This is a genomic window from Enterobacter cloacae complex sp. ECL352 (assembly GCF_020149545.1).
In the GTDB taxonomy this organism is placed as follows: domain Bacteria; phylum Pseudomonadota; class Gammaproteobacteria; order Enterobacterales; family Enterobacteriaceae; genus Enterobacter; species Enterobacter asburiae_B.
On sequence record NZ_CP083709.1, the window covers coordinates 1,681,293 to 1,702,082 of the forward strand.

Here is a 20,790-nt window from a genome sequence, read left to right on the forward strand (position 1 = left end):
CTTAGTAAGACAAAATTTTTATGTATTATGATTAAATTATCCATGTGGCTACCTCTAGTTCACTAAAAGTGACTTCACAGTTAAAACAATATTTCTCAGAGTGAATAAATTCATTCAACAAAGATGCAACTGCCATAGGTTCTTTTTTAATGTTTTTCGTACTACAGTACTCAGAAATTAAAATGGACAAAACTTTTTTCTGATCAGACATGCTTCTATATTTTGCATTTATTTGCGGTTTTTCAGCCCATCGTTTAACAGTTGAATGCTTAACTTTTAATTGATGACTCATTTCAAGATGTGTGATCAATTTATTAATCACTACTTCCTCAGATGATCCCGCCCCCCACCATTCATGTATAAAAATATATAGCGCCGCTCTATAGTGTTCAATAAACGGAATTGAATCCACTGACTTTTTTATATCACAATAATTATAATCAATGCTGTCTTTAGAAACTTCCACTTCATCACTTAATAAATAATAATTCTGCAAAAAATCAAAAGATTTACTATCAACATACACCTCAACTAAAATTTTTGACGCCTCATTGGACAAAATTAAATAATCACTATCATCTCGCCCATGAATAGTGATACTCTCAAGGACTTCATTATCACTTAACACAATATTTAGGCCTGGTGATATAATTTTTTCTTTTAAAAAATGGGCTGTTTTTGTTGGTTTCAATCTCCAATAACCATACGCATAACCACTATATGTAAAACGGGATATTCCAAGGTCATTATTTATTAACCTGGCATCAATGTCGGTATTCTTGGTTGGATGGAATTGTCTAACTTTGAATTCCGGCATTAACTCATGTTGATAATAATCCATTCCATTTTTTATTTTTAAAATCTCGTATTTCAACAAAAAAGAATCGGCACCAATATACCGAATAATTCTACAGGGCAAAGAATTCAATTTCATATACAATGAAACCCTATGTTGAAGCCACTCATCAACGATCAACTCAGGATCTATCTTCAATTTATCAGAAACTAATTTTAAAGAATAAAAATAAGACCCAGCTTTCATTTTACTTCCTTATGATATTTTCCACACAATGATGCTATCAATTTATATCAATAAAATCAGTAGCCTTGTTCAGAAATTAAGATACTTATTGCGGATACTGAAAAGTTAGATATGCGAGGCATCTTGTTTAGAGTACTGTTCTTCTCTAAAATTAACAAAATAGTCCAAGAAGAACAGCTCGTGAGAAAAAAAATAGTTACCAAAGCACAAATTTACCGTGCCGTCGCCAGCTCAACCGCAATTGAAACCGGTGTTTCTGTGCAAAAAATTGAGCAACAACTCAAACAAAATCAGGCACAGGCGAAAGCCGTTGGCCTCGCCCGTTAGTCTGGCAAGATGTCGCTAACCAGTCGCATCATAGGGCTGTATTTCCCTGATACACCTGCCTATATTGCCCTGAAGTAAAGGTTTGTGCTCACCCCACAGGCTCTAAATAGCTGCGCCTAATACTGCTACAACTGCCACCTATTGACGTATGGCAGTTACCACAAGAGCAGCAAACCACAAGCCAGATGTAACGCGGCTGAGTGGGTATAATGCTTAACCCCTTGTCCTGCAAGGACTCATCAAAAGTGGAGCACTATTCCGCGCAGCTATTTAGCCCAACGAGTCCTTACCTCCGCCCAAACAAGTTCACAACGTTGTTTTCCTGCTGTCGCTGATAGTTGTTGACCCTATCTTCCCAAATCTCAAGCGCCCTGCGCTTTTCAGGCAAGTAATCATAACGATCATAGTGTTTCGAGCTGACGTCATTCAAAGCGTGATTCTGGATACGGTCGCGGATCTCTTTGCTGATCCCCGCCTCCCCCATCAACGTTTTACAGGTGCGACGTAAATCTCGCGCCGTGAAAACTTTAAACTCAGGATTAAAAGCCCGGAAATACATGATGGAACGCGCCAGACTATCAGTGCGTACCGGTCGATCTCCATTGGTCGAGAGTGGGAAGATATAGGGACTGTTGCTTTCCTTAGTCAGTTCTTTCACTGAGGCTAATTCCTGTAGTGCCGATTCAGTCAGCGGGATCAGATGCTCACGCTTGTTTTTCGATACATCGGCTATGACCAGCAACGTCTTTTGTTGCCAATCAATAGCACTCCACTGGCTGGCAATCATTTCAAACGGACGCTGCCCACCAGCATAAACACAGAAGCGAATCAGATGCTGCATCAGCGGCCCAACGTTGGTGGCCCCGGCGAACTGTTCCATGACAACACGCAACTCTTCCAGTGTTAGCCATGTATCACCCACTTTTTCCGCCGAAGACTGTTTCGGTATGGCCGAGACCGGGTTAACTTCAAGACCAAACGTGATACCCACGCTGGTATTAATCGGATCGTTATCAGCTTTCAGGCCGTAGTTAAATGCCGCCATCAGATACGAGCGAATCCGATTAGCATGCACCACCGCATCACGCTGGATAATGCCTGAGAGGATGGTTTTGATCTGCAGAGGTGTTACATCTTTCGCTTTGGTTTCTCGAGGGATAACCGTGTAGCACTCTTTTTCAAGACGCTTCAGAACATCAGCCCAGGTCCGCTTATTGTCGAGCTTCATCTTGTTAACGTAGCCATGCACCAGCTCTTCAAACGATCCTTGAGAGCGATGGATCTGCATAATGTGCTCTTCGGCCAGGCGTTGTTGCTCAAGCTCTTGTTGGGGCTCTTTTCCTTCAACAAGCCAGGCACCATACTTTTTCGCCAGCTCATTGGCTGTTACGAGTTTCATCTCAGGCCAGATGCCCAACTGGATGAACTTCTCTTTCTTCCCTTTCTCAACGTAATAACGGAAATAAAAAACTTTGCTGCCTGAAGGTTGAACCTTAACGCCAAGCCTGCCAGTACCACGTTGAGCACTGTTGCTCCACACGTAGTACGACGTACTTTTTGTCTTCAATCCACGTATAGCAGTCTCGGTAAGATTAGCGGCCATGAGGTTACCTTTCTGAGGATAAGCGTTACCTGACCCAATGCCCATTTTGGGTCAGGTAATGGGTCAGGTAAGGATAGTACAATGGGGAAATAAGAGAACCAATCAGAAACAAAAATAACTTCATAACCGATTGATTATAGACAATTAAAAATACGAATAGAGACAATGACAAACAATTAAAAACATGCCAATTTTATGACTCATAATGAACCCTGTTCCATGGCTCCAGATGACAAACATGATCTCATATCAGGGACTTGTTCGCACCTTCCCTAAAGCACTCGTATTGACCGTGGCGGCTACCACATTCTGTCTGATGACCAGCCCGGCGTTCGCGGTTGAGGAAACCACGCCGCAGAATATGACCTGTCAGGAATTTATGGATATGAACCCAAAAAGCATGACCCCGGTGGCCTTCTGGGTAGTGAATCGCAACACCGACTTTAGCGGCGGCGACTATGTTGACTGGCATGAAGTCGAGACCGTTTCGGTACCGAAAATGCTGCAGGAGTGCCACAAGAACCCCGCCGCTAAACTTGGCGATCTCAGCGCGGTCATCAAAAAATAACCCCCCCGGCATCAGGCCGGGGAAACCCGCCGCGCTGCGGCGGGTCCCGCTTTACTCATCGATACCGCATTCGCACGGCAGAAAGCGGCCGATAAGCTTGCGATACAAAAACGCCCCGATAATCGCCCCCACCACCGGCGCCAGCAGCGGCACCAGAAAGTAAGGGATCGCCAGCCCACCGGTAAAGGCGATCGAGCCCCACCCGGCCAGACTGGTAAACAGTTTTGGGCCGAAGTCGCGCGCCGGATTCAGCGCAAAGCCGGTTAGCGGCCCCATCGACGCGCCGATCACGGCGATCAGCAAGCCAATCAGCAACGGCGCCAGCGGCCCGCGCGGAATTCCGTTGCCGTCGTCGGTCAGGGCCATGATCATCGCCATCAGGATTGCCGTGATGGTGGTCTCAACGGCAAACGCTTGTATAAAAGTGATATGTGGATGCGGGTACGTGGAAAAGACCCCGGCCAGGTTAAGGCTGGCGGCAGTGCCGCGCACGATATGCTGACTCTGTTCAAGATCGAGAAACAGCTGGCGATAGAGCCCATACACCAGCGCGGCGGCGCAGAAGGCCCCGGCCGTCTGGGCAACAATAAACGGCAGCACCTTGCGGCGTTCAAAACAGGCGAACAGCCACAGGGCAATGGTCACCGCCGGATTAAGGTGCGCGCCGGAGACACCGGCCGTCAGGTAGATGGCCATGGCGACGCCAAGGCCCCAGATAATACTGATCTCCCACTGACCAAAGCTGGCCCCGGCGACCCGCAGCGCAGCGACGCAGCCCGCGCCGAAGAAAATGAGCAATCCGGTGCCAAGAAACTCGGCCACGCACTGCCCGGTTAAGGTAGAAGTCTGGTTCATTATCGGCATCCTGAAATAGCACGTTAAAGAGAGAGGCTGGCGCGAGCGCCCGTTTAATTCGCCTGACCGGCCAGTAGCAGCCCGGTGGCGACCGCATTGCGCGGCCCTTCTGTTCCCCGAATATTGCCCTGCCCGGCGACTACGCCATAGTGCGACAAGGCTTCCGTGATAAGCTGCGGGATCTCAAAGTCCAGCGATGAGCCGCCCACCAGCACCACAAAGGCGATATCGCGAATGGAACCGCCGGGTGAGACCTGGCGCAGCGCGCGCAGGCAGTTGGTGACAAACACTTTCTCTTTCGCCTGCCGGCGCACGAGACGAATTTTTTCCAGCGGGCTGGCGTTATCGATCGGCACCAGTTCGCCCTCCTTGATGTACACCACTTTGGCGAACACCGCCGGGCTGAGGGCTTCCCGAAAGAACTCCACCGCGCCATTCTCGTGACGAATACTGAACAGGCTTTCCACTTTGGCCAGCGGGTATTTTTTTATCGCTTCCGCCAGCGAAAGATCCTCGAGGCCCAGCTCGGTTTTAATCAACAGGCTGACCATATTCCCCGCCCCGGCGAGATGGACCGCCGTTATCTGCCCCTCCGCGTTGACGATCGCCGCATCCGTCGAGCCGGCGCCGAGATCGAGGATCGCCAGCGGCGCCGCACAGCCGGGAGTGGTTAACGCCCCGGCGATGGCCATGTTGGCCTCCACGCCGCCCACCACCACCTCGGTCTGCAGTCGGGCGCTCAGTTCGCGGGCGATAACCTGCATTTGCAGACGGTCCGCTTTCACCATCGCCGCCATCCCGACGGCATTTTCCATGGCGCACTCGCCGGCCATCCCGCCCTGCACCTTGCGCGGAATAAACGTATCCACCGCCAGCAGATCCTGGATGTATATCGCGCTCATCTCATGGCCGGTCAGGGACGCCATTACCTTTCGCACCCGCTCCAGCATGCCGCCTGCGTGCGTGCCTGCTTCACCACGAATATCACACACGGGCGCGCAGGCGCTCATCGCCTGCATAATGGCCTGCGCGCCTTGCGCTACGTCGGCTTCACCGCCACGCTTTTCACCACGGATAAAGATCTTACCCGCCGGGATCACTCTTGATCGCACATCTCCCTGCGGGGTTTTCAGCACCACAGCGGAACGGTTGCCAATCAGCGCTCTGGCGATGGGGACAATAGTTTGTGTTTCCTCAGGGGTCAGGGCAAAGAAGGTTGCGATACCGTAAGGATTCGACAGCACCCGCACCACCTGTCCCGGGGCCGCCACTTCCACCGCCGCCAGCACGCCTTCCGGCACCTTCTCCAGTAGAGTGACTTCATCAACCACCGGTATTGGCCGATGCAGGCGATTATTCACCAGCACGCCATCATCTTTTTTCAGGATGGCCGCCACCACGTTGACGCCGCGATCCAGCGCTTCATTGATAAACCAAACCGCCTCAAGGAAATCCATCTCCTCACCCACCAACGGTATCCAGCCCTGGGCAAATCGATCCTCGCTCAACGCCGCCAACTTCTCCACGGCGATGGTGGTTCCCATGCCCACGCCAACGCCGCCGGGCGTTTGCGGGTTATGACCAATCATCGTTGATTCGGTAATGATGGTTTCAGTGATGGTTTCCATCGCCACATCGCCAATCACCGGTGCGGCCTCGTTGATGCAGATTTTTGCCACGTCCTGCAGCGACCACGGCGTTTTATCCAGCGCCTGCTGCAGGGACGCGACCACCCCGGCGATATTCTCCCGCGTGCCTTTCATCCCGGTCGTGGCGACAATCCCGCTGCCGATAAACCGGCCATCCTGCGCCAACGCCACTTCAGTGGTGGCGTTGCCGATATCGATCCCTGCAATTAACGGCATGCTGCCTCCGTCACTGACTGCCTTTACGCAGCTTATTTCTCTGCTGGTATACCTCTGCCGACTCGCGGACAAACCCGGCGTTCACCGTGGCGTGCCAGGTGTGTTCCAGTTCATCGGCAATGGCCTGCAACTCGGCGAACGAAGAACGAAACGGCCTCAGTGCGTTGTAGATCTCCAGAATGCGGGCATCCGGGATCGCAATCAGTTCTGCCGCACGACGAAAATTGCGCGCCACGGCATGACGCTGCATCTGCTCGGCAATCTGCGCCTGGTACTCCAGCGTTTGCTGAGAAATACGCACATCCTGCGGCCCTACGCGGCCCGCCAGCACATTCTCAAGGGTAATGTCGGTTAGCGGCTTGCCGCCAGGCGTCCGGATTTTCTCCGGGCAGCGGGTGGCTAATGGGTAATCCTGCGCGGTCATGATGTTGTCGTTCATGGTCATTCCCTTACCAGTGCAATATGCAACGTGACAGGCGCAGCATCCTGCACCACGTGTTTGGTTTCTTTGATGTGAAACAGCGCGGCCTTGGCCATAAATTTAGGGCGCACCATCTGGTCATTGACCACTGGCACCGGCGAAGGCGACTCTTTGCGTGCATAGCGTGCGGCGTTTTTACCAATCTGACGATAGGTTTCCAGCGTCAGCAGCGGAGCCTGAGAAAACAGTTCCAGGTTACTTAGCGGCAGCAGATCGCGCTGATGAATCACCGTGGTTCCTTTCGACTGGATACCAATCCCAATGCCTGAGCCGCTGAGATTTGCCGCATCCCATGCCATAAAAGAAACATCTGAGGTGCGCAGGATCCTCACTACTCGCGCATGCAGCCCCTCTTCTTCGATGCCAGCAACCAGCTCTTTCAAAATCGCGTTGTGCGGCATATCAATCAAGGTTTTATGCTGATACTTATCAAAGGCCGGGCCGACGCCTATCACGACTTCATCCACGCGTTCGTCCGCTTTAGCCGCCTCGCCTTCGCTCACCTGTAAGATGAAAACCGGCTTACGTTCAGTTGTGCATTCCACTGTGTACCGCCTTATTCGATCGAGCCGGGCTGAACCACGCCCGCAATATTTTTAATTTCCGCCCAGCGTTCGGCACTGATGCGATAGCCGGTACCAGGTCCCTGATAATCATTGATGTCGTTGACGGCGCTGACGACGTCGAACTGGCGATCCAGAATAGCCGACGTTTGCAGGTAATCACCGGTAACACGCTGTCTCAGCATATTGAGGATGTTACTGGCGATATCTTCGAAACCGCTACGGCTTAGTGCGCCGACGATATCCAGCCCGGTGATATTGCGCTTCATCATCTCTTCCACGGCGGCCAGATCTTCCACCACATTGCGCGCGGGCATATCTTTGCTGCCGTGAGCATAAGTAGCAGCTTCGACTTCTTCATCGCTAATCAGCGGCAGGCCCAGTTCGCGGAACACTGCCTGAATGGCGCGTGCCGCCTTGTTGCGGATGGCGATGGTTTCTTCTTCGGTTACAGGACGCAGACCACCATCAACCATCAGATCGCGTTGCAGAATGTTGTAATCATCGAAGTCTTCCGCGTCGAAGTTCGACCCGGCAAACATGTTGTCGTAGTTCGGTACGGCGCTATAGCCGGAGAAGATAAAGTCGGTGCCGGGAAGCATTTGCATCAGGGTACGGGCGGTACGGCGAATATCAGAGTGGGAAAAGGTCTGGTCATTGGCGGAGGCCACTTCAAGGTCGAGCATTGAGGCAATCAGGTTTTCCGCCAGCACCGCGCGGATCCCCGACGGCACCGCGCCGGTCATGCCAATACAGCTGACCGCACCGTTTTGCAGCCCCTGTACGCCCGCGCCTTTGGTGATAAAGATGCAGCGCGACTCCAGATAGAGCATCGATTTACTCTCGGAATAGCCCATCAGCGCTTCCGAACCGGTGCCAGAGGTGTAACGCATTTTCAGTCCGCGAGACGCATAGGCCGAGGCGAGAAACGCTTTGGACCACGGCGTATCATCGCCGTCGGTAAACACAGACTCTGTACCGTATACCGACACGGTTTCGGCGTAGCTGGTTAACCCGCGCATCCCCAGCTCCAGCTCAGTCGCCTCCTCAACGGAACATTGCGTCAGCACGCCGGGGCGACCGCACTGGGAACCGACCAGCAGCGCCAGGGCGTTAAACGGCGCATAGCGGGCGATCCCGACCGTCGTTTCCTGTTCTGAAAAACCACGGATCCCCGCTTCAGCCGCATCGGCGGCAATCTGTACCGGGTTGTCTTTCAGGTTGGTGACATGGCACTGGTTGGACGGCGTGCGTCTGGCGCGCATTTTTTGCAGCGCCATCATCATTTCCACCACGTTCATTTGCGCCATCACCTCCACCGCTTTCGCCGGGGTGATAGCGGTGGTAATAGCAACAATCTCTTCCCGGCTGACGTGGATATCCACCAGCATTCTGGCGATCTCCAGCGCGTCGAGCCGCATTGCCCGTTCAGTTTCAGCCACGTTAATCGCGTAGTCGGCAATAAAACGGTCAATCATGTCGAACTCGGCGCGGCTCTTGCCGTCCAGCTCAACAATACGACCATTCTCTACCTTCACCGACGAAGCCGGATCGTAGGGGCTTTCCATGGCGATCAGTCCCTCTTCAGGCCATTCGCCAATCAGCCCATCCTGATTTACAGGGCGCTTCGCAAGCACTTCGAATCGTTTTGATCTTCTCATAGTTTATGGACTCAAAAGATAAAAAATAGGGACGCCGGGCCGTATTGCCGGGGACACACCTCCCGGCATTCGCCTTTCATCAGCAATGGCCGAACTCTAAATGAGCACAGCAATAAAAAAATAAAATTAATTTCGTTCCAATTTGGCACGTAATAAAAATTCATCGTTCCATATTGAAACGGTTCTCAGGAATATTCGTAGCGAATTGTGACGAAGTTAAATGATCATTATCAATAAACACTAATACACAAAATTAAATTAATACTTTTTAAATTTTCACCCTATTGACTTAATAACGCGCGGCGAGAAAATAAAGCCAAACCCAATGATAAAAAATAGCTGTATCGCGATATTTTCGTGACATCAGCCCTACAACATTTTCAGGAGAGACTGTGAATAAGAGCCAACCAATCGCCACCATTACGCTGGCGGCGGCGAAAAAAATGGCGCAGGCCGTCGAGGCTAAAGCGCTTGAGATCAACGTGCCGGTGGTCTTTTCCGTGGTGGATCGCGGCGGCAACACGCTGCTGATGCAACGCATGGACGACGCGTTCGTCACCAGCTGTGATATTTCTCTTAATAAAGCGTATACCGCCTGCTGTCTGCGGCAGGGGACCCATGAAATTACCGACGCGGTACAACCGGGTGCGTCACTATATGGTTTACAGCTAACGAATCAACAGCGGATCGTTATTTTTGGTGGCGGCTTACCTGTCATGTTAAACGATAAATTAATCGGTGCTGTCGGCGTAAGTGGCGGTACTGTCGAACAAGACATGTTATTAGCGCAAACCGCACTGAATTGTTTCTCTGAATTATAATTTAAATCTAAGAAGGTAAATTATGAGCTATCGTATGTTTGATTACCTGGTGCCAAATGTGAACTTTTTTGGCCCGAATGCTATTTCCGTCGTGGGCGAACGCTGCAAACTGTTGGGCGGTAAAAAAGCGCTGCTGGTGACTGATAAAGGTCTGCGAGCCATTAAGGACGGCGCGGTTGATAAAACCCTCGAACATCTGCGTGAAGCCGGTATTGACGTGGTGGTGTTTGACGGCGTCGAGCCAAACCCTAAAGACACCAACGTGCGCGACGGCCTGGACGTTTTTCGTAAAGAGCAATGCGATATCATCGTTACCGTCGGCGGCGGTAGCCCGCATGACTGCGGTAAAGGCATCGGTATCGCGGCGACGCACGAAGGCGATCTCTATAGCTATGCCGGGATTGAAACCCTGACCAATCCGCTGCCGCCGATCGTCGCGGTGAATACCACCGCCGGTACCGCCAGCGAAGTCACCCGTCACTGCGTGCTGACCAATACCAAAACCAAAGTGAAGTTTGTGATTGTCAGTTGGCGCAACCTGCCGTCGGTTTCCATTAATGACCCACTGCTGATGCTCGGCAAACCTGCGCCACTGACTGCGGCAACAGGAATGGACGCCCTGACCCACGCCGTTGAGGCCTATATTTCAAAAGATGCCAACCCGGTTACCGACGCCGCCGCTATCCAGGCAATTCGTCTGATCGCCCGCAACTTACGCCAGGCCGTAGCACTGGGCAGCAACCTGAAAGCTCGCGAGAATATGGCCTATGCCTCTTTGCTGGCGGGTATGGCCTTCAACAACGCCAACCTTGGCTACGTTCACGCGATGGCGCATCAGCTTGGCGGTCTGTACGACATGCCGCACGGCGTAGCAAATGCCGTCCTGCTGCCGCACGTGGCGCGCTATAACCTGATCGCTAATCCGGAGAAATTTGCCGACATCGCGGAGTTTATGGGTGAGAACACTGACGGTCTGTCCACCATGGATGCTGCCGAGCTGGCGATTCGCGCCATCGCTCGCCTGTCAGCCGATATCGGTATTCCGCAGCATCTGCGCGAGCTGGGCGTCAAAGAAGCCGATTTCCCGTATATGGCGGAAATGGCGCTGAAAGACGGCAATGCCTTCTCCAACCCGCGTAAAGGGAACGAGAAAGAAATTGCCGGGATCTTCCGTCAGGCATTCTGATCAATAAGGGGGCGCAATGTCACTTTCATCACCGGGCGTACATCTGTTTTATCACTCACGCTGGCAGGATACGCGCGTGCTTGATGAACTATGCTGGGGGCTGGAAGAGCAAGGCGTCCCTTGCCGGACAATCTGTTGCGACGAGCATGACTGCGCGCTGGCCCTCAGCAAGCTGGCGGCTAAAAGCTCAACGCTACGCGTGGGTCTCGGCCTCAGCGCCAGTGGTGATATTGCCCTAACCCACGCCCAGCTACCCGAGGATCGGGCGCTGGTCTGCGGGCATATCGCCGCTGGGATAGCCAGCATCCGCACGCTCGGCGCCAATGCGGGCCAACTGGTCAAAGTGCTTCCCTTCAGCGAGATAAAATAAATGTATCGCATCTATACCCGAACCGGTGATAAAGGCACGACCGCGCTATTTGGCGGCAGCCGTATCGACAAAGACGACATCCGCGTTAACGCCTATGGTACGGTGGATGAACTGATTTCCCAGCTTGGCGTCTGCTATGCCAGCTCGCGCCAGGCAGAATTACGCCAGGATCTGCATGCCATCCAGAAGATGCTGTTTGTGCTGGGGGCGGAACTCGCCAGCGATGAGAAAGGTCTCGCCCGCTTAACGCAGACGATTAACGCCGAGGATATTCAGGCGCTGGAGCAACTTATTGATCGCAATATGGCGCAGAGCGGCCCCCTGAAAGAATTTGTCATTCCGGGGAAAAATCTGGCATCGGCACAACTACACGTGGCGCGCACCCTGGCACGGCGGCTGGAGCGGATCCTCATCGCGATGGACAAAAAGCTGACGTTACGCGATGAACCCAGGCGTTATATCAACCGGCTGTCGGATGCGCTGTTCTCCATGGCCAGAATCGAAGAAACTACTCCAGATGTTTGCGCTTAAACTGGCTGGCGTCGATGTCGTACTGCTTCATCTTACGCCACAAGGTGGTGCGACCAATATTCAGCAGTTGCGACATCTCCTGTACTCGCCCACTGGTGACACGGGCGGCATGGATAATCGCCTCTTTTTCGATAGCGGTAAACGTCAGGCTGGCTGGCAGCAGGGAAGACGCGGTCTCCAGACCGGGACGCTCGGCAAACAGATAATCAGGTAAATTACTCAGCCGGATATGCCCGTTATCGCTACTGATAGCGATGTTTTCGATAATGCTGTTCAGCTCGAAATCATTGCCCGGCCACGAATAAGCCACCAGTTGTGCCAGCGCGTCGTCGTCGATCTTCAGGCTGGATGAGAAGCGTTTTTTCAGGCTATTCAGTCGCGTATAAATCAGCGAGGGAATACTGTTACGCCGCGCCCGTAGCGGCGGGATAACAATCTCAAAAGAGTGCAGCGCGTAATACAGTTGGCGGCTAAAGCGGTTTTGCTCCACCAGATTAGCGAGATCAACCGTAGTGGTGGCGATCACTTTCACATCCACCGGAATCAGCCGACGGGCATCAAGACGGGTTAATACTCCCTGCTTAATCACCTGTAACAGCGCGGATTGCAGCTCCGGTGCCAGATATTCAATTTTCTCCAGAAACAGCGTGCCGCCGTTCGCCAGCTCAAGGCGGCTCAACCGACCATTTTCATCATCGGTAGGCGCACTGCCCATAAAATCCTGCCCCAGCACGCTGTTGGCATACAGCTGACAGTTCACGGCAATATACGGTCCGCTGGCGCGTTCGCTTTCATTGTGAATGGCCTGGCTCAGCAGCTCTTTCCCTACGCCCTCTTCCCCACACAGCAGGATCGGGAAACTCCCCCTTGCCGCCTGGCGACCAAAATGGATCAAGCGTCGGGTTTCCGGATCGTCCGTCGACATCTGCTCAAAGGTGTGGCTCACCTTACCAAGCTGGCTGGTCATCAGCTGACGCATTTGCTCCACCGGGTGCAGCAGCAGGATAAAGCTGTTGCCCTGCTCCTCAACAATCGGCTTCAGGGTGATAACAGCATCAACAAACTGGTGCTGGCTTTCAAAAGTGACTTCGACGTGATTCAGACCGCGGGCATGTTTAATTGCCCGACGCAGCAGCATGGGCATATTGAGCAGGTCGTGAATGTTTTTGCCCTGGCTGGCCTGCGCGTCGAGATGCAAAAGCAGCGCCGCGCGCGCATTGAGGAACTGCAACACCCCCTGCTCATTCCAGGCCATCACGCCATCATCCATGCTCTCCAGCAGCCCGTACATCTGGTTCAGATGGCGGTTGGATTCTGCCAGCAGGCTGTCGGTCAGCAATGAATTGCCGACTTCTCTGGCAATCGCCAGCGTCAGGGATAAATCAGAAACGGACTCATGTTCTACCAGACAGCACAATGAGATGGAGCCAAACAGATGCCCATGGTTATCGAACACCGGCGTCGAGCAGAACGACCACGGATGCAACGCCTGTTTAAAGTGCTGAGCGCCAGAGGTTTTTGTCGGCTGCCCCGGCATCGTCGCCAGCGACAGCGCACAACTGCCGATAATGCTTTCCGCGCAATAGCTGCCGTCGCGAAATCCAAGCTCCGCCAGCTGTTCTATCGTCTGCGGATCGCCGCAACGGCTGAGAATACAGGCTGATTCATCCAGAATCAGCAGTGCGCACGGACGACCGTCCATAAACTCCCAGGCATCTTCCAGCGCGGCCTGCGCAATCGTCAGCAGCGCCGTCTTGCGACGACAAATCGACTCAAAGGTCAGCCCTTGCGCCTGATGCGGCGCCTGCCAGGTTTCCCGCTGCATAAACTTGCTGCAACGATGCCAGGACTGGGCGAGAACCGAAGAGACTTCCTGCCCGATGCTATGCGTGTGCGCCGTCATATCCATTTCCGCTGTTTTGCCATAGACAACCCCTCCGGCAGAGACTGTCAGAGGGGGAGAAGATGCTGGGTAAATTTACCTGTGCCCGATTAACGCGCCAGCCACTGCTGTCCCAGCAGGTCTGCCGTCAAAATAGCGGCATGTACGCTTTCAGGCGTCACCGGGAACGGCATATTGTGAATAGTTTCACCTTCTGCGCAGGTGGCTTTAGCCACGGCCATAATCTTGCCGTCAATGTCGTCTTTCACACCCATTTCCGCTAACGTTACCGGCAGGCCCACTTTCTGACAGAAATTCAGCACGGTTTCGATCTCTTCCATCGGGCTGTTCTGCAGCACCAGCTGCGCCAGCGTACCAAAGGCGACTTTTTCACCGTGGTACAGATGGTGGCACTCTTCCAGAATCGTAAAGCCGTTATGGATGGCATGTGCCCCCGCAAGGCCGCTGCTTTCAAAGCCGATACCGCTGAGGTAGGTGTTGGCTTCGACAATACGTTCCAGCGCATCGGTCACCACGCCAGCCTGGGCGGCTAAGCGTGCCTTTTCGCCTTCCGCCAGCAGGGTATCATAGCACAGGCGCGCCAGGCTCAGCGCCGCCACGGTGGACTGCCCGCCCGCCATGCTGGTCGCCCGAGCGTCATAACAGGCTTTCGCTTCAAACCAGGTCGAGAGCGCATCGCCCATCCCGGCCACCAGCAGACGTACCGGCGCTTTGGCAATAATTGCGGTATCCATCACCACCATATCCGGGTTTTTCGGGTAGATCAGATACTCTTCAAACTCACCCGCTTCGGTATAGATAACGGACAGCGCGCTGGTTGGCGCATCGGTTGAGGCGATGGTCGGGATCACCACTACCGGCAGCTTCTGGTAATAACCAATTGCTTTGGCGGTATCTAACGTTTTCCCACCGCCAATCCCAACCACGCCGCGGCAACCGTGTTTTTTCAGAATGGCAATCAGGCGATTAATTTCAACATGGCTGCATTCACCGTTGAAGCGTTCCGCGTGGCAGCTAATGTCATGGCTGTGCAGGCCATTGAGTACCTTTTCTCCCGCCAGCTTCATGACGAAGTCGTCCGCAATCACGAAAAAGCTGTCCGCCAGATTTTTAGCGTATTGACCAAATAAGGTAGAAGCGTCAGGACCCTGGAGATATTTGGCTGGAGATTGAATAACTTTTAGCATTCCTTTCATCCTCAAATAAGTACATGTTTTTACATGGTGAGCCCTGGCGTTAACCCGTTTAGCCTGATGTTGACGGCGAAAGCGGACGTACCGGAGCGATGTAATAACTGTATGGCGAGGCGTGTACAAAAAAATCTTTCGTCATTTTGTTCTGATATGGAACAGATAAAAATGACATGCGTTTCATATTGGAACGCTTAACCACAAAAATAATGAGATTTGCGATCTCGATCCGTTCCGTTACCGCGAAATTACCGACAAACACGATGATAAATTTCCCCAATTACGCGCCATCCTGGGTAAAGCCCCGCAAAAAAGACTGACTGCGCCGTGTGGCCTGCTCTGATCGCAGGAGGAAAAAGTCGAGCGAGTTCGCATTGTGATGATTTCTCGCCTAATTAAGTTTCATTTCGGAACAAAAAACAGCAATCACGTTTCGTAATGAAACTCATTTTCGTGTTGTTTTTTTCCATGCTGACTTCGCCAGAATCTCTCTATCGCCTCCGCACCATGAACATGCATTCGGGGGTTTGTCTTACACTCAACCTCGAGGAGCCGTTATGTCTCAATTCTTTTTTAATCAACGCCCCCATCTCGTTAGCGACGTGATCGACGGTACAATTATCACCAGCCCGTGGAATAACCTGGCGCGTCTGGAGAGCGATCCGGCCATTCGCATCGTGGTTCGCCGCGACCTTAACAAAAATAACGTGGCGGTGATCTCCGGCGGCGGTTCAGGACACGAACCCGCGCACGTTGGGTTTATTTGCGACGGCAGATCGATTCAAAGGTCAGCCCCTGCGCCTGATGCGGCGCCTGCCAGGTTTCACGCTGCATAAATTTGCTGCAGCGATGCCACGACTGGCTGATAACGGCTGAAACTTCATTTTCCGCACCCTGAGTCTGAGCTGTCATATCCCTTTTCCGCTGGAGTTAACACAGTTAAAACGACAAAACCCTCCGGCAGCGGCTGCCGGAGGGAGGAGTTGATGCCGCAATGCGCCGCGGCATAGAACCTTGTGAAAGACTTAACGCGCCAGCCACTGCTGCCCAAGCAGGTCCGCGGTAAGGATGGCGGCGTAGACGCTATCCGCGGTGACCGGGAACGGCATATTGTGGATGGTTTCGCCTTCCGCGCAGGTGGCTTTCGCCACCGCGTGGATTTTGCTTTCGATACCCTCTTTCACGCCCATCTGGGCAAGGGTGATCGGCAGGCCGACTTTTTCACAGAAGCCCATCACGGTTTCGATCTCTTCCAGCGGGCTATTTTGCAGTACCAGCTGCGCCAGGGTGCCGAAAGCGACTTTTTCGCCGTGATACAGATGGTGGCACTCTTCAAGGATGGTGAAACCGTTGTGAATCGCGTGCGCGCCGGCCAGGCCGCTGCTCTCAAAACCGATACCGCTCAGATAGGTGTTGGCTTCGACAATACGCTCCAGCGCATCGGTCACCACTCCAGCCTGAGCCGCCAGGCGTGCTTTTTCGCCTTCCGCCAGCAGCGTATCATAGCACAGGCGCGCCAGGCTCAAGGCCGCCGCCGTGGACTGCCCGCCCGCCATGCTGGTGGCTCGCGCATCGAAGCAGGCCTTGGCTTCAAACCAGGTGGAGAGCGCATCGCCCATCCCGGCCACCAGCAAGCGTACCGGCGCTTTGGCGATAATCGCCGTGTCCATCACCACCATATCCGGGTTTTTCGGGTAGATCAGATACTCTTCAAACTCGCCCGCCTCGGTGTAGATAACCGACAGCGCGCTGGTCGGCGCATCGGTTGAGGCAATTGTCGGGATCACCACCACCGGCAGCTTCTGGTAATAGCCGATCGCCTTCGCTGTATCGAGGGTTTTCCCGCCGCCGATACCCACCACGCCGCGGCAGCCGTGCTGCTTAAGAATGGCGATCAGGCGGTTGATTTCCGCATGGCTGCACTCGCCGTTAAACCGTTCCGCATGGCAGCTAATATTGTGGCTATGCAGGCCGTTCAATACTTTGTCGCCCGCCAACTTCATCACGAAGTCATCGGCGATAACAAAAAAGCTGTCGGCCAGGTTTTTAGCGTATTCGCCAAACAGCATGGCGGCATCAGGTCCCTGGAGATATTTGGCTGGAGATTGAATAACTTTTAGCATTCCTTTCACCCTCAAATAAGTGCGTATGTTGACACGTGAGCCCAGGCCGTCATGCCGCGGCGCCTGATATCAATGGCGCTTACAGCCACGCTGCCGGAGCGATGCATCCACTGTAGGGCGAGCCGCGGCGAAAAAAATTTTTCCCTTTTTTGTTCTGTTCTGAAACAGATAAAAAAATAATGCGTTTCACATTGAAACAATGTGACTGAGAAAGCGATGGGATTGCGATCGCGATCGGATCATTTTGGCAAAAAAGCCGCTATCGTCTCCCCTCTTTAACGCAGAAAATCGCCTCAATGCGGCACAATGGCGAAAAAAATCATCCTTGCCCCATTTCTGATAGCAGAAAAAAACGGACAAATTATTAGCGCTGGCTCGCATTTCTCCTGTTTATCGGCAATTAATGTTCCATAAAGGAACAAAAATTCTTTTCTACGTTCCGTTATGGAACCAATTTTGACGGCATTTTATTTTGCGCCCGCTCAGCCAGAATCACTACATCGCCGGGCTACCCTTATAGACAGGCGACCTCCCCCTACCCTACGGAGCATAAACAATGAAAAAACTGATTAACCGTGTGGAAGATGTACTGAGTGAACAGCTTATCGGCCTGGCGAAGGCGCATCCTGAACTGACGCTGCACCAGGACCCGGTCTATGTCACCCGCGCTGATGCACCGGTCGCCGGCAAAGTGGCGCTGCTCTCCGGCGGCGGCAGCGGACACGAACCGATGCACTGCGGCTACATCGGCCAGGGCATGCTCTCCGGCGCCTGTCCGGGGGAAATTTTCACCTCGCCGACGCCGGACAAAATGTTCGAATGCGCGATGCAGATTGACGGCGGCGAAGGCGTCCTGCTGATTATCAAAAACTATACCGGCGACATCCTGAATTTTGAGACCGCCACCGAGCTGCTGCACGAAAGTGGCGTTAAGGTTACCACCGTCGTGGTGGATGACGACGTGGCGGTAAAAGACAGCCTCTATACCGCCGGACGCCGCGGCGTCGCCAATACCGTGCTGATTGAAAAACTGGTCGGCGCCGCCGCCGAACGCGGCGACTCGCTGGAAGCCTGCGCTGAACTGGGCCGCCGTTTAAATAACCTTGGTCACTCGATTGGCATCGCGCTGGGCGCCTGCACCGTACCGGCCGCCGGACAGCCCTCCTTTACCCTGAAAGATGATGAGATGGAGTTCGGCGTCGGCATCCATGGCGAGCCGGGTATCGACCGCCGCCGCTTCAGCTCGCTCGACCAAACCGTCGATGAGATGGTCGATACCCTGCTGGAAAACGGCGCATACAGCCGCACGCTGCGCCAGTGGGATAACGTCAAGGGAGCGTGGCAGGAAGTGAAACAGAGCAAAACCGCGCTGCAAAACGGCGATCGGGTTATCGCGCTGGTCAATAACCTCGGCGCCACCCCGCTTTCCGAACTGTACGGCGTTTACAACCGCCTTGCCCAGCGCTGCGAAGCGTCCGGCATTGTGATTGAACGCAACCTCATCGGCAGCTACTGCACCTCGCTGGATATGGCGGGTTTCTCCATCACCCTGCTGAAAGCGGATGATGACACACTGGCGTTATGGGACGCCCCGGTCCATACCCCAGCGCTGAACTGGGGAAAATAAGGAGCACGACATGTCACTGAACAGAACGCAAATCGTCGACTGGCTGTACCGCTGTGGCGACATTTTCACCAAACAGAGCGATTTTCTCACCGGCCTTGATAAAGAGATCGGCGACGCCGACCACGGCCTCAATATGCATCGCGGCTTCAGCAAAGTGGTCGAAAAGCTGCCGTCGATCGCCGATAAAGACATCGGTTTTATTCTCAAGAATACCGGGATGACGCTGCTTTCCAACGTCGGCGGCGCCAGCGGCCCGCTGTTCGGCACCTTCTTTATCCGCGCCGCCCAGGTCACCCAGGCGCATCAGAGCCTGACCCTCGACGAGCTTTATCAGATGATCCGCGAAGGCGCGGACGGCGTCGTCAACCGTGGTAAAGCGGAGCCGGGCGATAAGACGATGTGCGACGTCTGGCTGCCGGTGGTGGAATCCCTGCGTCATTCCAGCGAGCAACATCTGTCTATCCCTGCCGCGCTGGATGCCGCCTGCGAAGTGGCCGAGCGCGCCGCCCACGCCACCATCACCATGCAGGCGCGTAAAGGCCGCGCCAGCTATCTCGGCGAGCGCAGCATCGGGCATCAGGATCCCGGCGCGACCTCGGTGCTGTTTATGGTTCAGATGCTGGCTGCCGCCGCCAAAGAGTAAGGAAATCGCGATGGTAAACCTGGTTATTGTTTCTCATAGCGCCCGGCTGGGCGAAGGTGTCGGAGAACTGGCCCGGCAGATGTTAATGAACGATGGCTGTAAGCTGGCGATCGCCGCCGGGATCGACGATCCCGACAGCCCGATCGGCACCGATCCGATTAAAGTCATGGAGGCGATCGAATCCGTCGCCGATACCGACCATGTTCTGGTGATGATGGATATCGGCAGCGCCCTGCTCAGCGCCGAAACCGCCCTCGATCTGCTCGATCCGGCGATGGCGGCAAAGGTGCGGCTGTGCGCCGCGCCGCTGGTCGAAGGGACGCTGGCGGCCACCGTCAGCGCCGCCTCCGGCGCCGGGATCGACAAAGTTATCGCCGATGCCATGAACGCCCTGGAAGCCAAGCGGGTTCAGCTGGGTTTACCTTCGCACACGCCTGACGCCGCCGCCCCAACGCTTGCTGACGACGGCGATGCTAAATCGGTTTCAGTCATTATTAACAATCACAACGGCCTGCACGTGCGTCCGGCATCAAAGCTGGTCGCCGCGCTGGCGGGTTTTAACGCCGACCTGGTGCTGGAGAAAAACGGCAAATGCGTCACCCCGGACAGTCTGAATCAAATCGCTCTGCTACAGGTGCGCCGCCACGATAAGCTGCGCCTGCTGGCCCGCGGTCCGGACGCCGATGCGGCGCTGGCGGCGTTTCAGGCGCTGGCCGCCGATAACTTCGGCGAGTCGCCGGAGGCGCAGCCGACAGCGGAACCCGCCATACCTGCGCGTGTTGAAGGCGCCGCGATGCTTTATCCGCAGGCGCCGATCCAACCGGCGCTCCCCGCCGCCGCCGACATCGCCCGCGAGCAGCAGCGCCTGCGCCAGGCGATCGACCAGACGCTGGCCGATCTCAATGCGCTCACCGAGCTGGCGGAACACAAATTTAACGCCGATATCGCGGCGATCTTCGCCGGTCATCACACCTTGCTCGACGATGAAGATCTGTTTGATGCCGCCAACGATCGCCTGCTCACCGAACAGTGCTCGGCGGAATGGGCGTGGCATCAAGTGCTGATGGAGCTCAGCCAGCAGTATCGTCAGCTGGATGACGCCTATCTGCAGGCCCGTTATATCGATGTCGACGATATTCTGCAGCGCACGCTGCGCCATCTGCAGGGTATTAAGGAGACGCTGCCATTCGCCAGTGAGCCGACGATTATTATCGCCGACAATATTTATCCCTCGACTGTACTCCAACTGGATGCCAGCAAGGTCACCGGCCTGTGCCTGCGCGACGGCAGCGAACAGGCCCACGGCGCGATTATCGCCCGCGCGGCGGGGATCGCCTGGCTATGCCAGCAGGGCGAAGCGCTGAATGATATTCAGCCTGGCGAAGCCATCACGCTCGATATGCGTCTGCAACGTCTTATTCGTCGCTAAAT

19 protein-coding genes and 2 pseudogenes are annotated in these 20,790 nt (G+C 54.2%); 10 read left to right on the forward strand and 11 right to left on the reverse strand.

Features of this window, described 5'->3' with window-relative positions:
• Positions 1-31 precede the first annotated feature (31 nt).
• On the reverse strand, positions 32-1,042 hold the full coding sequence (locus LBF07_RS08185) for a hypothetical protein (protein ID WP_016243848.1): 1,011 nt from the start codon (positions 1,040-1,042) through the stop codon (positions 32-34).
• Positions 1,043-1,153: 111 nt separating this feature from the next.
• On the opposite strand from LBF07_RS08185, the gene LBF07_RS08190 reads away from it, so the two are divergent.
• Positions 1,154-1,369, forward strand: a complete 216-nt coding sequence (locus LBF07_RS08190; protein WP_016243849.1) for a hypothetical protein — start codon at positions 1,154-1,156, stop codon at positions 1,367-1,369.
• Between the two features lie 286 nt (positions 1,370-1,655).
• Here LBF07_RS08190 and LBF07_RS08195 read toward each other — a convergent pair whose 3' ends face one another.
• Positions 1,656-2,972, reverse strand: coding sequence for a site-specific integrase (locus LBF07_RS08195; RefSeq protein ID WP_016243850.1), 1,317 nt, complete (start codon positions 2,970-2,972; stop codon positions 1,656-1,658).
• Between the two features lie 316 nt (positions 2,973-3,288).
• On the opposite strand from LBF07_RS08195, the gene hdeB reads away from it, so the two are divergent.
• Positions 3,289-3,540 carry an acid-activated periplasmic chaperone HdeB gene (gene hdeB, locus LBF07_RS08200; protein ID WP_007372196.1) on the forward strand — a complete coding sequence of 84 codons (252 nt, stop codon included), beginning with the start codon at positions 3,289-3,291 and terminating at the stop codon, positions 3,538-3,540.
• Positions 3,541-3,591: 51 nt separating this feature from the next.
• On the opposite strand, the gene LBF07_RS08205 is transcribed toward hdeB, so the two are convergent.
• The 5 genes from LBF07_RS08205 to LBF07_RS08225 are packed head-to-tail and all read right to left on the reverse strand — an operon-like array spanning position 3,592 to position 8,965.
• Positions 3,592-4,395 carry an MIP/aquaporin family protein gene (locus tag LBF07_RS08205; protein ID WP_032655135.1) on the reverse strand — a complete coding sequence of 268 codons (804 nt, stop codon included), beginning with the start codon at positions 4,393-4,395 and terminating at the stop codon, positions 3,592-3,594.
• A 53-nt stretch (positions 4,396-4,448) separates the two neighbouring features.
• Positions 4,449-6,260 carry a diol dehydratase reactivase subunit alpha gene (locus LBF07_RS08210; RefSeq protein WP_007372194.1) on the reverse strand — a complete coding sequence of 604 codons (1,812 nt, stop codon included), beginning with the start codon at positions 6,258-6,260 and terminating at the stop codon, positions 4,449-4,451.
• Positions 6,261-6,270: 10 nt separating this feature from the next.
• Positions 6,271-6,699, reverse strand: coding sequence for a diol dehydratase small subunit (locus tag LBF07_RS08215; RefSeq protein WP_007372193.1), 429 nt, complete (start codon positions 6,697-6,699; stop codon positions 6,271-6,273).
• 2 nt (positions 6,700-6,701) lie between these two features.
• Positions 6,702-7,286: a propanediol/glycerol family dehydratase medium subunit gene (locus LBF07_RS08220; RefSeq protein ID WP_009652918.1), complete on the reverse strand. Its 585-nt coding sequence runs from the start codon at positions 7,284-7,286 to the stop codon at positions 6,702-6,704.
• 11 nt (positions 7,287-7,297) lie between these two features.
• Positions 7,298-8,965 (reverse strand): propanediol/glycerol family dehydratase large subunit, encoded by a 1,668-nt coding sequence (locus LBF07_RS08225; protein WP_016241522.1) that lies wholly within the window; start codon positions 8,963-8,965, stop codon positions 7,298-7,300.
• Between the two features lie 392 nt (positions 8,966-9,357).
• Between LBF07_RS08225 and LBF07_RS08230 the strand changes: the two genes are divergently transcribed.
• Genes LBF07_RS08230 through LBF07_RS08245 form a run of 4 tightly spaced genes read left to right on the forward strand, consistent with a single transcriptional unit; the run spans position 9,358 to position 11,873 of the window.
• Positions 9,358-9,786: a heme-binding protein gene (locus LBF07_RS08230; RefSeq protein ID WP_007372190.1), complete on the forward strand. Its 429-nt coding sequence runs from the start codon at positions 9,358-9,360 to the stop codon at positions 9,784-9,786.
• Between the two features lie 22 nt (positions 9,787-9,808).
• On the forward strand, positions 9,809-10,972 hold the full coding sequence (dhaT, locus tag LBF07_RS08235) for a 1,3-propanediol dehydrogenase (RefSeq protein WP_007372189.1): 1,164 nt from the start codon (positions 9,809-9,811) through the stop codon (positions 10,970-10,972).
• Between the two features lie 16 nt (positions 10,973-10,988).
• On the forward strand, positions 10,989-11,342 hold the full coding sequence (locus LBF07_RS08240; protein ID WP_007372188.1) for a glycerol dehydratase reactivase beta/small subunit family protein: 354 nt from the start codon (positions 10,989-10,991) through the stop codon (positions 11,340-11,342).
• On the forward strand, positions 11,343-11,873 hold the full coding sequence (locus LBF07_RS08245; RefSeq protein WP_007372187.1) for a cob(I)yrinic acid a,c-diamide adenosyltransferase: 531 nt from the start codon (positions 11,343-11,345) through the stop codon (positions 11,871-11,873). It abuts the gene before it with no gap.
• On the opposite strand, the gene dhaR is transcribed toward LBF07_RS08245, so the two are convergent.
• Positions 11,851-13,776, reverse strand: a complete 1,926-nt coding sequence (gene dhaR, locus LBF07_RS08250; RefSeq protein WP_009653098.1) for a dihydroxyacetone kinase operon transcriptional regulator DhaR — start codon at positions 13,774-13,776, stop codon at positions 11,851-11,853. The two genes, LBF07_RS08245 and dhaR, sit on opposite strands and share 23 nt — an antisense overlap.
• An 89-nt stretch (positions 13,777-13,865) precedes the next feature.
• Positions 13,866-14,963, reverse strand: coding sequence for a glycerol dehydrogenase (locus LBF07_RS08255; RefSeq protein ID WP_007372185.1), 1,098 nt, complete (start codon positions 14,961-14,963; stop codon positions 13,866-13,868).
• A 560-nt stretch (positions 14,964-15,523) separates the two neighbouring features.
• Here LBF07_RS08255 and LBF07_RS08260 point away from each other — a divergent pair.
• A pseudogene (locus LBF07_RS08260) lies at positions 15,524-15,739 on the forward strand (dihydroxyacetone kinase subunit DhaK); the annotation flags it as partial.
• Here the strand turns inward: LBF07_RS08260 and LBF07_RS24715 are convergent.
• A pseudogene (locus tag LBF07_RS24715) lies at positions 15,729-15,878 on the reverse strand (hypothetical protein); the annotation flags it as partial. The pseudogenes LBF07_RS08260 and LBF07_RS24715 sit on opposite strands and share 11 nt — an antisense overlap.
• Positions 15,879-15,991: 113 nt before the next feature.
• Positions 15,992-17,089, reverse strand: a complete 1,098-nt coding sequence (locus LBF07_RS08265; RefSeq protein WP_007372182.1) for a glycerol dehydrogenase — start codon at positions 17,087-17,089, stop codon at positions 15,992-15,994.
• A 556-nt stretch (positions 17,090-17,645) separates the two neighbouring features.
• Here LBF07_RS08265 and dhaK point away from each other — a divergent pair.
• The 3 genes from dhaK to dhaM are packed head-to-tail and all read left to right on the forward strand — an operon-like array spanning position 17,646 to position 20,788.
• Positions 17,646-18,716: a dihydroxyacetone kinase subunit DhaK gene (gene dhaK / locus LBF07_RS08270; protein ID WP_007372180.1), complete on the forward strand. Its 1,071-nt coding sequence runs from the start codon at positions 17,646-17,648 to the stop codon at positions 18,714-18,716.
• Positions 18,717-18,726: 10 nt separating this feature from the next.
• On the forward strand, positions 18,727-19,359 hold the full coding sequence (gene dhaL / locus LBF07_RS08275) for a dihydroxyacetone kinase subunit DhaL (protein WP_007372179.1): 633 nt from the start codon (positions 18,727-18,729) through the stop codon (positions 19,357-19,359).
• Between the two features lie 10 nt (positions 19,360-19,369).
• Positions 19,370-20,788 carry a dihydroxyacetone kinase phosphoryl donor subunit DhaM gene (gene dhaM, locus LBF07_RS08280; RefSeq protein ID WP_023336797.1) on the forward strand — a complete coding sequence of 473 codons (1,419 nt, stop codon included), beginning with the start codon at positions 19,370-19,372 and terminating at the stop codon, positions 20,786-20,788.
• Positions 20,789-20,790 lie beyond the last annotated feature (2 nt).